This is a genomic window from Actinopolymorpha alba DSM 45243 (assembly GCF_000373925.1).
Lineage (GTDB): Bacteria > Actinomycetota > Actinomycetes > Propionibacteriales > Actinopolymorphaceae > Actinopolymorpha > Actinopolymorpha alba.
Genome location: NZ_KB892830.1, coordinates 1 through 11,916, shown reverse-complemented (window position 1 = coordinate 11,916; position 11,916 = coordinate 1). Strand labels below are relative to the sequence as shown.

The window sequence follows — 11,916 nt, the reverse complement described above, 5'->3', positions numbered from 1 at the left end:
GCCGACATCGCCATCTCCCTCCTCTCCGGCGAAGCCGACGTCATCATCTGCAACGGCGAGGAAGAAGCCCGCGAAGGCGCCGCCAGTCGCGAACAGACCAACGCCGACGCTGAGAGTGCCGATGCTGGGAGTGCCGGCGAGGACTGCGACTGTGACTGCGAGAACGGCGACCGGGAGAACAGCGACGACTCCAGCCCTCGTCAAGAATCCTTTGACGACCTGCTCGAGGAACAGAACAACACCAACAGTCCTTCCGAAGCTGAGGGCGCGCAGGAGGACTCTGCCGCCGAGCAGGATGGGTGCCGGCACACTGGGTGCGACCATGACCAGCACCTTGCGGGCTGCCCGTGTGAGGACTGCAAACCCGCCACCTACACCCATCCGCTTGACCGGCTCAGGCCGCAGCCCCGCGACGACGACGGGTCCCGCGAGGAGATCCCGTCGGATGATGACCTTGCCGAGCGGGAGATTCCGGCGGCGTTCCGGTCCTGGAAAGCGGCGGTCAAGGCGAAACTTCAGCTGAACGTGCCGATCACGACCCTGTTCGAGTTGGCGGAGCGGCCAGCGGAGCTTGGCGGGTTCGGGCCCGTGCTCACCGAAGTAGCGCGGCGGTTGATCGCCAACCATCTCGACAACCCAGACGCGATGTTCACCATCGGCATCACCCACCCGGTGACGGGGCAGCTGCTGAACCTGCATCCGATATCGAAACGCTTCCTCCGCGGACTTCCGGCAGAGTTCGTGCAGTCACTCAACCAACGCTGCACCTGGATGCTCTGTAGGCGCCCAGCCATCTCCTGCGACCTCGACCATACGAAGCCGTACTCCGAAGGCGGCGAAACGTCGGTCAACAACGTGGCACCACTATGCCGACGTCACCACCGCGTGAAAACCGAGGGCGACTGGAAGGTCGAACAAACCAGCCCAGGACACCTCACCTACACCGACCCACACGGCCGGCAATACACGGTGACCCCACCACGCCTCACCGACCCCGTCGAACCAGACGATCCGGATCCGCCACCGTTCTAACCGGCACGGAGAAGCGGGACAAGCAAACAAGACAGCAGGCTCGAGAACCCTTGAGAGGAAGGGTTCTCGAGCCTGCTCGCACGCCAAAGGGAGCCTCGGCCGCGCACGAACGCGTACCCGCTTGGCGTCCTCCGGCGGTTCGGCTAGCCCGCGACCGCTCTGCAGCTGAGAACCTCAGAACGCCACGGCCTGCGAGCCACAGTGGGTGCCGCCGCGCTCGTCGTGGCCGCCGGGATGGGGTGGTGCCGTCAGCACCCCTGAGCGAATCCCGTTTGACCTGCTGAGGCCGGCTGGTAGGTTCTGCGCGGTGATTGTCGTACCCCAGGTGTTCGCGGAAACTCGGATCGGTCGCAACGGCGGCCCGGGACGTGCGTGGGTCGAGGCCCTGCCGGGCCTGGCCGAGCGCTTCTGTGATCGATGGGGGCTCGAGGTCACGGGCCCCGCACTCCACGGCGATGTCAACCTCGTCCTGCCGGTGCGGCGGGGCGGCGAGGCCTGCGTGCTCAAGCTCTGCTGGCCCGAGCACAACATCGCCGGCGAAGCCAGCGCCCTGCGGGCGTGGAACGGTCGCGGCGCGGTCCGCCTGCTCGAGGAGAGCGTCGACGAGGGTGGGTTACTGCTCGAACGACTCGATTCCGGACGTTCGCTCAGAGACCTTCCCCTGCTGACCGCGGCCGGCATCGCGGGTGCCCTGATCCGGCAACTCGCGGTGCCCGCGCCGGCCGGTCTCCTGCTGCTCGTGGACATCGCCGGCGAGTTCGCCGACTCGGCGCACCACCAGCAGGAGTCGCTGGGCGCTCCCCTTCCGGCCCGCTGGGTCGATCTCGCGGTCGGGCTCGCCGTCGACCTGGCCGCCGACGCCGGGACCTGGGCGGTGCACGCGGACCTGCACTACGGCAACGTCCTGGCAGCGCGCCGCGCGCCCTGGCTGGTGATCGACCCGAAGGCGGTGGCGGGCGACCCGGAGTACTCCGTTCCCGAACTCATGTGGACGCGCCTGGACGAGGCGGAGGACGCGACGGGCGTACGTACCCTCCTCGCCACCCTCGTCGACGCCGGCGGCCTCGACGCCGCAAGGGCGCGGGCGTGGACGATCGTCCGGGCCGTCGACTACTGGCTCTGGGGGCTCGGAGCCGGCCTCACCGAGGATCCGGTCCGCTGCCGCCGCCTGCTCGACACGCTGGCCTGACGGCAGCCTGGGCCCTGGCGGCGCCAGCGTCATCGGGACACCCGCGCGGTCCTGCGGCGGGAGGTTGGTGTCGGCGCCTCGAGCAGGGCGCGTACGGCGGCGTGCGCTGACTCGCGCTCAGGCGGCGGGAAGTAGTCGCGCTGGCTGATCCGGCGTAACTCGGCGCCGAGCTTCGTGCCGACCCGCTGCCGCTCCCGCTCCGGCGCCGCGGCGACCCGCCTCGCTTCAGCGGCGACCGCGGCGTATTCGGCCGCCCTGGCAGCAGCCAGCTCCGATGCGAGCGCCTTCTCCTGTCCCGATGCGGCGGGGTGCGCCAACCAGATGCCCGCCTCGCCGCCTGCCTGGCTGATCTCCTCGGCGAGCCACTCGACCTGCTCGCGCGTGCGGGCGTCGGCGGGGAGCGCGACGAGGCCGTCGCCCAACTGCGCCACGCCGAGCCGTTTGAGCTTGCGCCACACCGTGATGCGCGGCGTGGAGGGCTCACGCGGGAGCCGATAGCTGAGCAGCACCCACTCACCGGTCGCCATAGCCAACTGTAACCACGGTTGCAGTGACTTTGTCGAAGGTCTGATGCAGGCTTCAGTACATCGACCTGTGTCGCGCTTTCGCGGGAACCCCAACGGAGCAAGGGAGGTCCTGGTGGGTGAACGGCTTCCGGTCACGGTGGTGACGTCATCGGGGGACGTCCTCCGCCAGGTCGTCGCGTCTGCCGTGCTCTTCGACGTACCCAACTCGGTGGTCGTCCAGCACGACCTCGGCCACGGGAGCGAGCCTGCGCTCCGTCGGGTCGTGTACGACGTCGGTGGCGTCGTCGAGGACGAGGTGGTCCGCCTCGAGCACACCTGTCTGAGCTGTGCGCTGCGCGAGGACGTCATTCCCGCGGTCGCGCGGCTCGCTGACACCGGGCGCTGGGGGCGGATCGTCCTCGCGCTGCCGGTCGCCGCTGAGCCTGGGCTCGTGGTCGAGGCACTGCCGTCCGCGGTCGTGGCCGGCCGCCGCATGAGCGAGCGGGTGGCGCTCGCGGGCGTCGTGGCCGCGGTCGACCTGGCCACGCTGGTGGACGATCTGTTCGGCGACGACCTGCTCGCCGAACGCGGGATGGCGCACACCGCTGACGACCGGCGCGCGGTCGGGGAGGTCCTCGCTCACCAGGTGGAGTTCGCCGACGTCGTGGTCACCCAGGGCGCCTCCTGGCAGGACGCGGCGTGCAGGGAGACCACCATGCTCCGCCACCTCGCGCCCGCCACGGCGCGCTTCGGCGACGCGCACGAGTTCGACTTCGCGTCCGCCCTGAGTGCGGTGGGCGAGGTCCCACGGCCCGGCGTACGCGGCGACTACCGCTCCGCGGAGCCGACCGGTGCGACTGACAGCGACGCCGTCTGGACCCTCGACCTCACCACGTGGCGGCCGCTCCACCCTGGCCGGCTCCGCGAGCGGATCGGCGAACTCGCCGCCGGCCGGCAGCGCAGCCGTGGGCGCTTCTGGCTGCCGACCCGGCCCGGCGCGGTGTGCTGCTGGGACTGCGCGGGCGGGCAGCTGAGCATCGGAACGGTCGGCCGCTGGCGCGGCGTACCCCCTTCGACCCGGTTGGTCGTGACCGGCATCGACGACGATCGCGAACGCCTGCGTACCGTCTTCGCGGACGTTCTCATGACCGACTCCGAGCTGGCCCGGGGCCTCGACCGCTGGGAAGGCCGAGATGACGGCTTCTCGCCGTGGCTCGGTGAGGCGGACGAAGCCGCCTGAGGGGAAAGGCCGTCTTGACGGTGAGCTGATCCCCGTCGCGGTTGCGCGCCGGCCCCGATTGCCAACCGCCTATCGACGGAGCAATGCGGTAAAGATCGGCGGTAACGGCGATTCGGTGGAGAGGATGGCATTTGAGACTGTCCGAACTCGCCTTACTGCGTTGAGTAATGGCGTCCATCTGGGGGCGCAGCTGGTTGCTTCGGGGCCGTAACCTTCTAGTGTCCTGAGTTGCCAGAAGGCGATTCTCCAGTTGCCCGCAAGGGGGTCGACGTGCGCTTCCTTCACGATCGGGTTCCGGAGCAGGATCTCACCTACAGCGACGTGTTCCTCGTCCCCAACCGTTCAGCGGTGTCCTCGCGGTTGGATGTCGATCTGGTCACGTACGATGGCAGCGGCACGACCATCCCCATCGTCGCCGCGAACATGACGGCGGTGTCCGGCCGCCGGATGGCCGAGACCATTGCCCGGTGCGGCGGGCTGGCGGTCATTCCCCAGGACATTCCGGTCGAGGTGGTCGCTGAGGTGGTCGCCTGGATCAAGAAACGCCACACCGTCTACGACACCCCGATCACGATGCCCGCGACGGGCACGGTCGGTGAGGCGCTCAATCTCCTCCCCAAGCGCGGACACGGCGCGGTCATCGTCGTCGACGACGGTCGCGCGATCGGTGTCGTGACCGAGGCGGACTGCGAGGGTGTCGACCGGTTCACGCAGCTGGGCGGCATCATGTCGTCCGAACTCCTCACGCTCTCGGCGGGCATCGACGCGGAGGACGCGTTCAACCAACTCCACGACGGGCGTCACCGGCTGGCCCCGGTCGTCGACGCCGACAGCCGCATCGTCGGGATCCTCACCCGGCAACGCGCCCTGCGGGCCACGCTCTACCAGCCGGCTCTCGACGCCGCCGGCCGGCTGCGGGTGGGTGCCGCCATCGGGATCAACGGCGACGTCGAGACGAAGGCGAAGGCGCTCCTCGACGCGGGCATCGACATCCTCGTGATCGACACCGCGCACGGCCACCAGGAACGCACCCTCGAGGTCCTCCGCCTCGTGCGGGCCCTCGATCCGGAGGTCCCGGTCGTCGCCGGCAACGTCGCCACCGCCGACGGCGTCACCGACCTGGTGGCGGCCGGTGCCGACATCGTGAAGGTCGGCGTGGGTCCCGGCGCGATGTGTACGACCCGGATGAAGACCGCGGTCGGGCGTCCGCAGTTCTCAGCCGTGCTCGAATGCGCGGCACGAGCCCGTGAGCTGGGCAAGCACGTCTGGGCCGACGGCGGCGTACGCCATCCTCGCGACGTCGCCCTTGCCCTCGCCGCCGGCGCGTCGAACGTCATGATCGGCTCGTGGTTCGCCGGCACCTACGAGTCGCCGGGCGACCCCCGCCGGGACAACGAGGGGCGGCTCTACAAGGAGAGCTTCGGGATGGCCTCCGCGCGGGCGGTCCGGTCGCGCACCGCTGACGAGACGCCGTTCGAGCGGGCCCGCAAGGGCTTCTTCGGCGAAGGCATCTCCACCTCCCGCATGTATCTCGATCCCGAGCATCCGAGTGTCGAGGATGTGGTCGACCTGATCGTGGCCGGCGTCCGCAGCGCGTGTACGTACGTCGGCGCGGCCAGCCTCGAGGAGTTCCGCACCCGCGCGATCGTCGGGGTGCAGAGCGCCGCCGGCTACGCCGAAGGCATGCCGCTCGACACCAGTTGGTGATGACGCCCTCAATGGCGGGTTACTTCGTGCCACGGGAGCAAGCCTGGGCCAACGTCCTGCCAGACGAGGACCAATGACCCTCCAAGCCGGAAACCCCCGAGTGTTGAGGTAATCAAGGCAAGGGAAACCTTCCGGCACGCGGCCGGTAGCGGGGGGATGCACAAGGATGCCGGCCGCGTGCCGGAAGGTTTCCCTTGTCGTGGGTTTGTGTGCCGTACGCCCGAACCCCTCGCGCCGCCGACCGTGACCGGCTTCTGCCGGTGGCTTCGGTGACCTTCGACTCTGCCGGTCCGATGGGCCAGCTGGTGGTCTGAGAGCTGATCCAGGACATCGCCCGGCGGTCGGGTGTAGGTGGGGGTATGCGCATGAGAGAGCGAATCGTTCAACACAGCGCCTTGAGTGCCTCATGCGCGCCCGGAGCGGAGCGAGGACGCGCATGAGCGAGCGGAGCGAGCGAATCGTTCAACGCAGCGCCTTGAGTGCCTCATGCGCGCCCGGAGCGGAGCGAGGACGCGCATGAGCGTGGTGGTGGTCGGCATCGGGGGCGGCGTACCCCACACGTGGGCGATCGGCCCGCGAGTCGTGGAACGCCTGGGAGGCGAGATGCTGACCGGCGTTCGACTACTGACCAGCAGTCACATCCCGGTCCGGCTCCTACGCGCGGACACCGACATCGACGAGCTGATCGTGGTCGAGTCGACGCACGACGGTGGTGTGCCGGGCGCCGTACGCCAGTCGGCCCTGGAGGCGCACGGGCCATCCTCGGCGGGCCCCGAGACCGGCGTCTTCGGCCTCCTGAGCGCCTTGCGGATGCCACGGCGGGTCGTGGTGTTCTCGGTCGAGACCGGAGGCGCGGGACGCGGTCCGGCCGCAGAGGAGGCCGGCGAGGATGCCGGGTCAGCGGCCGCGGACGCCGCCGTCGAGTCCGTTGTCCACATGATCCTGGCCGAGCTACGGCACCCGGGCGGGCATGACTGTGGCGTGCCGTCCGAGACGTCTCCGGCCGTCGCGGCTTCCGGCGCGGGTGCTTCGTAACGTCACCCACTTCGCGAGTCAGGCGTTTCGCGGGTGAGGCGCATCATCGATCAGCGGCGAAGGAGAATGGAGAGGACGTCGCGAACCGACACGATGCCGACAAGCGCCCCTTCCGTCCGGAGCGGGACGTGCCGGATCGACGCCTCCGACATCAGCGTGGCCACGTGATGCACGGTGTCAGTCGTGTTCGCCCACACGGTGCTGGTGCCGATCACGTCGGCGGCCCACACCTCGTCGGGGTCGCCTCCGGCTGCCAGCGCGCGTACGACGTCGCGTTCGGAGATGACGCCGAGCGGCGTCGTTTCCCGCATGACGACGAGTGCGCCGACGTCCGCGTCCGCGAGGGTCTCCGCCGTGGTCCGCAGCGAATCCTGGGCGTCGACGGTGAGGACCGGCGTACTCATGATCTGCTCGACCCGATCCCGCGGACCGATGTGCATGCCCGGCGGCGCCTGCCGTTCTTCGGCGCGAGCCTCCTGCGCGGGCAGGATCAGGTGGGTGTCAGGTCCGGGATAGAGAAGTGACTCGTGCCCGTCGTCCCAGGTGACCCGGTAGTGCTCGGCCTCGGGCCCTCCGAGCACCTCCAGGACGGTTCCCTGGCGCGGCGTCTGTCCGAGAACCTCAGTCTCGATGATGATCCGGTCGCCGACGGTCGCGTGCATGTCGACCTCACTTCCGAGAAGGTCTTCGGTGTGGAAGCGATTCCCGCGTCGAGCGGCCACCGGCCTCGAGCGGGGTTCGAGGAGTCCCAAATGCTTGGGAGCCGCGGACCGTCCGAACGGGCTCGCGCGGCGGTGCTAGAGCCGTATTTAGAAAAGCGAACCTGCGAGGCGCTCTCCCTTCGCCGGCATTGTCCGGATCAGGTGCTAGGGGTCGCCACCAACCTCTCGGCCAGTGGCCTCTCAGCTCTTTCGAGCTCCCTCGCTCACCTCGCAGGCACCTCTCAGATTTCTCTGGTGCCAGGGTGGGTCGTAGGGGCGAAGGTCCCGTCTCAGCGAGGACTGGTCGCACCCTGGTCGGAGTCCATCGCGGCGGCGATGCGCTCGCCGATGGCGACCTGCTCGGCCGGAGGAATCGCGAGATATCCCATCGTCTCTGTCATGAGGGCGTGGAACTGCTGTTCGTGGTACGCGACGCCCGGCGGCAACGGAGCCAGATGCCAATGCACGTGGGCGTTTCCCTGCTTGCTGCCAAGGCTCGCGACGTACAGCCGCTCCGTCGGCATCGCGGCAGTGATCGCCCGGCCGACGCGGTAGATGACTGACTGGAGGCGGAGGTAGTCGTCCTGGTCGAAGCCGTCGACGACCTCCTCGACGTGCGCGAGGGGAGCGACGAGGACATATCCAGCAAGGGTGGGGAATCGGTTGAGGAACGCGATCGCCGCGTCGTCCCGATAGACCACGACCTCGTCGTTGTCGGGGTTTCCGGCGATCACTCCACAGATGAAGCAGGCGCCAGATCTCACCTTGGCGGTATAGGTGGCGAGGTCGAGCTGGACTCTGGGATAGGGGTCGTTCATAAGGTGATCATGCCGCACCGGGTGTTTCCGGCGCCTTGCGGACAGGCATGTGATATCCGTCAAGGGACGCTTGACGCAGATTCCGGAGCAGCCCGATTTCGGCGGCGTTTTTCATCAACTCCGAATTCACCCACGCGACGACGAATCCGAACGGCCGCGTCCCTCGTAGGAACCACCCGCTGCGGGCGGTGGACTGGAGGTCTGCGTCGTCCAGATGGGTGAGCGCGCCGCTCCACCGGTCCTTGCAGGCACGCAGCCACTCCACGGTGGCGTCAGTGCTTCCCGGCCAGAACACCTCGTCCCGCCGCACTTCACGGACGCCGAAGGAGCGTTCGTACGTAAGCGTCCACCAGAAGCCGATGTGCCAGGTCAGCCAGGCGATCGAGGGAGCCGGCTCGGGTTCGGGCTCGGCGTCCGGCGCCATCCAGTCGGCGACCCAGCGGCCGTCAGCACGCGGGCGTACGGTCCAGCAGGTTGGCGCGGGCTCCCAGAGGATCTCCGCGTCGTCGAGGTCGGCGAGGTGGAGTTCGAGAAGCGACCAGGCAACGTCGAGTTGCCAGCGCAGCAACATCATCTGGGATTGGTTCGCCATCATTTCCTCGCCTCCTTGTTTGTCCTCGTTGCCGGAATGGGTTGTGGCGACAAACGAGCGGCGATCATGTCATTATTTCGCGAGCATCCGCATCGGGTTTCCACCCGCGTGGCCGGCAGGCATCCTCGTCCACCACCGCGCGGATGCCGGGCGCGGACAGGGCGGAGCAAATGACGCGGGTGCTGGAGTGGCGGCAACTGCACCGATCGGACCTTTCCCAGTTGGGGGAGCTGGCTGGTCGGTGCGTACGCGCCGACGGTGGTTCGACAGAGGCGGGCACCGAGGAATTCATCGGCCGCTGTTATCTCCTTCCTGGTAAGCAGACGATCGGGGCGCTCGACAGTGCGGGCAGGGTGGTGGCGGCCGCCGCGGTCCGGGCCTGCGACGGGCGGCTCGATGCGGCCGGGCAGGTGGATCCCGCCTGGCGCGGACGCGGGCTCGGACGCCGGCTGCTCGACTGGACCATCTCGCAGCGCCGCGAAGCGCGCACCCTCCGCGTCCTCACCGAGGCGGTGACGCCGGCGGCCGAGCGGTTGTACGCGAGGTACGCGCTGGTGCGGGCGTACGCCGAAGACGTCATGCGGCGTGACCTCGACGCACCGCTGCCGGCGTTAAGGCCACCGCCCGGCATCACCTTCGTACCCTGGTCGGCCCCGATCGTTCCAGTCTTTTTCGGTGCCTACCGCGCGAGCTTCGCCGACGCATCACCGGCGGACGGGGCCGCGGCGCCGCCACTCTGGACCTTCCGGGAGTGGGTCAACTGGACCGTTGAGGAGGCGTTCCGCCCCGAACTGTCGCTGCTCGCCACCACGGGCGGCGGCCCGGCGGGCTTCGTGACCTGTACGCCGGACTGGATCCTGCAGGTCGGGGTCGCACCCGCCTGGCGTGGGCAGGGCCTGGGCTCGGCGTTGATCGTCGCGGCGTTGCGGGCGATGCGTTCGGCCGGCGCGACCGAGTGTCACCTCGAGGTGAACGTCACCAACCCGAGAGCCGCGACGCTGTATCGCCGGCTCGACTTCGTCACCGTGGGCCGCCGGGCTCGGTACGAAACCCAGCCGAGTTGATCAATGGCGGGCGATTCGGACACCCGCCGCGGCACTTGCCCGATTCCGCGACCGTTGATCAACTCGACACTCAGCGCTGCAAGCAGGTGAGATCAGCGCGAAGACTGTTCGGTGCGGGTCTAGCTAGACCCAGGAGGTGAACCACATACGGCTGTGCCACTCTTCGTACGGTATGGGCTGGTTGGTGAGGATCGGATACAGGTAGGCAAAGTTCAGCACGACCAGCAGCGTGAAGCCGCCGACGATCGCGGCACCCCACATCCGCCGCCTGGGTGAGGCGTCCGCCGGCCCGAGGATCTTGCCGAGCACGAGCGTCAGGCCGATGACCAGCCAGGGCAGGATCACGATCGCGTAGAAGTAGAAGATCGGGCGGCTGGCGTACTGAAACCACGGCAGCCAGGTCGCCACGACGCCGATGACCGGAACGCCGAACCGCCAGTCCCGTCCGGCAAGCCACCAGACCAGGCAGGCACCCAGCGCGATCACGGCGCCCCACCACAGCACCGGGGTCCCTATGCCGAGGATCTCCTGGACGCAGCGCTTGGTCGCGCACCCCTGGTCAGGCCCGACGTTGTCGGTCCAGTCGAACGACACCGGCCGGGCGATGATCAGCCATCCCCACGGCGGCGAGGCGTACTGGTGCTTCTCCGTCAGGTGCGTGTGGAAGTTCATGATCTCGGCGTGGTAGTGCCACAGCGACCTGAGCGCGTCAGGCACCAGCGCGGCGAGACCCTTCGCGGGATTGGACTGCGCCCAGGTCCGGTCGTACCCGTCGGAGGAGGCGAGCCAGCCGCTCCAGGACGTGATGTAGACGACGACGGCGCTGCCCGCCACGGTGACGAAGGCGACGACCGTGTCGAGCATGAGGCGGGCAACATTCTCGGCCCGGGCGAACGTCGCACGGATCGCGTAGCGGGCCCCGAGGTCCCAGACCCAGGTCACCAGGCCGAACACCGCGAGGACGATCGCGGCGTTCCACTTCGTGGCGGCGGCGACACCGAAGCAGAGACCGGCGACCAGCCGCCATGGACGCCAGAGCAGCGCGGGGCCCCAGCTTCCGTGAGCGACCCGGCCGAGGGGTTCGGCCGCGGCGGCGAACCTTCGCCGGGCCGAGTCGCGGTCGATCAGGAGCGCGCCGAACGCCAGCAGCAGCCACACCATCGCCGGCAGGTCGAGCAGCGCGATCCGGCTCTCGACCAGGTGCAGGCCGTCGAGGGAGAAGAGGAAGGCGGCCAGGCACCCCAGCAGGGTCGAACGGGTGAGCCGGCGTACGACCCGCGCCATCACCAGGACCGAGAGGATGCCCAGCACGGCGACCGAGATCCGCCAGCCGAACGGCGTCATCCCGAACGCCCACTCGCCGAGCGCGATCATCCACTTGCCGGCCGGCGGGTGGACGATGAACGCCGGTGCGCCGAAAACGTCGACGTCACCGGCCAGGATGCGTTCGTTCGCCTTTTCGACGAACTGATGCTCCACCCCGAAGCGCAGCAGGCTGTAAGCGTCCTTGGGGTAGTAGGTCTCGTCGAAGACGAACTTCGCCGGCCGCCCGAGATCCCACAGGCGGAGTACGGCGGCGAACGCGGTGATGATCAGCGGCCCGACCCAGCCCCAGATGCCATCGCGAGGCATCGGCGGGTAGAGGCGTTCGCCCAGCGGCGGGAGCTGGCGTCCCTCGGAGTCGCGGCCGGCCACGACCGTTGGCTCGTGCTCGGACACGCTGGGCTGCCCGTCGCCGGTGCGATCGGAGGCCGTCGTCGTCATCCGGGCCATCGTACGGACCCCGCCTGGCCCTTCGCCGGCAACACTGCCGTGGCGGGGGTGGGTAGCGGGCGAAGCCCGCGAGGGGCCGGATAAACGTGGCGGGGGTGGGTGGCGGGCGAAGCCCGCGAGGGGCTGGATAGACACTGCCCTGCGAGGATGGATTCGTGACCGCCCGCGCGCAGACGTCTGGTGAGGCGGGGGTACTCATCCTCGCCGCCACTCCGATCGGCTCCCTCGACGACGCCCCACCGCGCCTTGCCGCCGAACT

The 11,916-nt window shown here is 69.0% G+C and carries 11 protein-coding genes; 6 read left to right on the top strand and 5 right to left on the bottom strand.

Annotation, left to right across the window (positions count from 1 at the left end; genetic code table 11):
• Both B141_RS52075 and B141_RS45125 read left to right on the top strand, forming a co-directional pair.
• A partial coding sequence (locus tag B141_RS52075; protein WP_026257954.1) for an HNH endonuclease occupies positions 1 to 1,032 on the top strand: 1,032 nt, incomplete at its 5' end.
• A 307-nt stretch (positions 1,033 to 1,339) separates the two neighbouring features.
• A complete protein-coding gene (locus B141_RS45125) occupies positions 1,340 to 2,221 on the top strand; it encodes an aminoglycoside phosphotransferase family protein (protein ID WP_020580402.1) in 882 nt (293 codons plus the stop codon).
• A 29-nt stretch (positions 2,222 to 2,250) separates the two neighbouring features.
• On the opposite strand, the gene B141_RS45120 is transcribed toward B141_RS45125, so the two are convergent.
• Positions 2,251 to 2,748 carry a Chromate resistance protein ChrB gene (locus B141_RS45120; protein ID WP_020580401.1) on the bottom strand — a complete coding sequence of 166 codons (498 nt, stop codon included), beginning with the start codon at positions 2,746 to 2,748 and terminating at the stop codon, positions 2,251 to 2,253.
• A gap of 112 nt (positions 2,749 to 2,860) precedes the next feature.
• Here B141_RS45120 and B141_RS0137995 point away from each other — a divergent pair, with 112 nt between their 5' ends.
• The 3 genes from B141_RS0137995 (at position 2,861) to B141_RS45115 (ending at position 6,709) form a co-directional block, all read left to right on the top strand.
• On the top strand, positions 2,861 to 3,967 hold the full coding sequence (locus B141_RS0137995) for a GTP-binding protein (RefSeq protein ID WP_020580400.1): 1,107 nt from the start codon (positions 2,861 to 2,863) through the stop codon (positions 3,965 to 3,967).
• 270 nt (positions 3,968 to 4,237) lie between these two features.
• Complete coding sequence (locus B141_RS0137990) at positions 4,238 to 5,674, top strand: GuaB1 family IMP dehydrogenase-related protein (protein ID WP_020580399.1); 1,437 nt, start codon at positions 4,238 to 4,240, stop codon at positions 5,672 to 5,674.
• A 516-nt stretch (positions 5,675 to 6,190) separates the two neighbouring features.
• On the top strand, positions 6,191 to 6,709 hold the full coding sequence (locus B141_RS45115) for a hypothetical protein (RefSeq protein ID WP_020580397.1): 519 nt from the start codon (positions 6,191 to 6,193) through the stop codon (positions 6,707 to 6,709).
• Positions 6,710 to 6,759: 50 nt separating this feature from the next.
• On the opposite strand, the gene B141_RS48515 is transcribed toward B141_RS45115, so the two are convergent.
• From B141_RS48515 to B141_RS45110, 3 genes are all read right to left on the bottom strand, one after another.
• Positions 6,760 to 7,371 (bottom strand): DUF1918 domain-containing protein, encoded by a 612-nt coding sequence (locus B141_RS48515; protein WP_157181611.1) that lies wholly within the window; start codon positions 7,369 to 7,371, stop codon positions 6,760 to 6,762.
• A 329-nt stretch (positions 7,372 to 7,700) separates the two neighbouring features.
• Positions 7,701 to 8,228 carry an HIT family protein gene (locus B141_RS0137965; protein WP_020580395.1) on the bottom strand — a complete coding sequence of 176 codons (528 nt, stop codon included), beginning with the start codon at positions 8,226 to 8,228 and terminating at the stop codon, positions 7,701 to 7,703.
• 7 nt (positions 8,229 to 8,235) lie between these two features.
• Positions 8,236 to 8,823 carry a DinB family protein gene (locus B141_RS45110; RefSeq protein ID WP_020580394.1) on the bottom strand — a complete coding sequence of 196 codons (588 nt, stop codon included), beginning with the start codon at positions 8,821 to 8,823 and terminating at the stop codon, positions 8,236 to 8,238.
• A 167-nt stretch (positions 8,824 to 8,990) separates the two neighbouring features.
• On the opposite strand from B141_RS45110, the gene B141_RS45105 reads away from it, so the two are divergent.
• A complete protein-coding gene (locus B141_RS45105) occupies positions 8,991 to 9,884 on the top strand; it encodes a GNAT family N-acetyltransferase (protein WP_020580393.1) in 894 nt (297 codons plus the stop codon).
• Positions 9,885 to 10,007: 123 nt separating this feature from the next.
• Here the strand turns inward: B141_RS45105 and B141_RS0137950 are convergent, their stop codons facing one another.
• Positions 10,008 to 11,648, bottom strand: a complete 1,641-nt coding sequence (locus B141_RS0137950) for a dolichyl-phosphate-mannose--protein mannosyltransferase (protein WP_020580392.1) — start codon at positions 11,646 to 11,648, stop codon at positions 10,008 to 10,010.
• Positions 11,649 to 11,916 lie beyond the last annotated feature (268 nt).

Bases quoted from the DNA above. Each gene is read 5' to 3' on its own strand.
- B141_RS45120 (WP_020580401.1), bottom strand. From the start codon at position 2,748: ATGGCGACCGGTGAGTGGGTGCTGCTCAGCTATCGGCTCCCGCGTGAG.
- B141_RS0137965 (WP_020580395.1), bottom strand. From the start codon at position 8,228: ATGAACGACCCCTATCCCAGAGTCCAGCTCGACCTCGCCACCTATACC.
- B141_RS45105 (WP_020580393.1), top strand. From the start codon at position 8,991: ATGACGCGGGTGCTGGAGTGGCGGCAACTGCACCGATCGGACCTTTCC.
- B141_RS48515 (WP_157181611.1), bottom strand. From the start codon at position 7,371: ATGCACGCGACCGTCGGCGACCGGATCATCATCGAGACTGAGGTTCTC.
- B141_RS0137950 (WP_020580392.1), bottom strand. From the start codon at position 11,648: ATGACGACGACGGCCTCCGATCGCACCGGCGACGGGCAGCCCAGCGTG.
- B141_RS45115 (WP_020580397.1), top strand. From the start codon at position 6,191: ATGAGCGTGGTGGTGGTCGGCATCGGGGGCGGCGTACCCCACACGTGG.
- B141_RS45110 (WP_020580394.1), bottom strand. From the start codon at position 8,823: ATGATGGCGAACCAATCCCAGATGATGTTGCTGCGCTGGCAACTCGAC.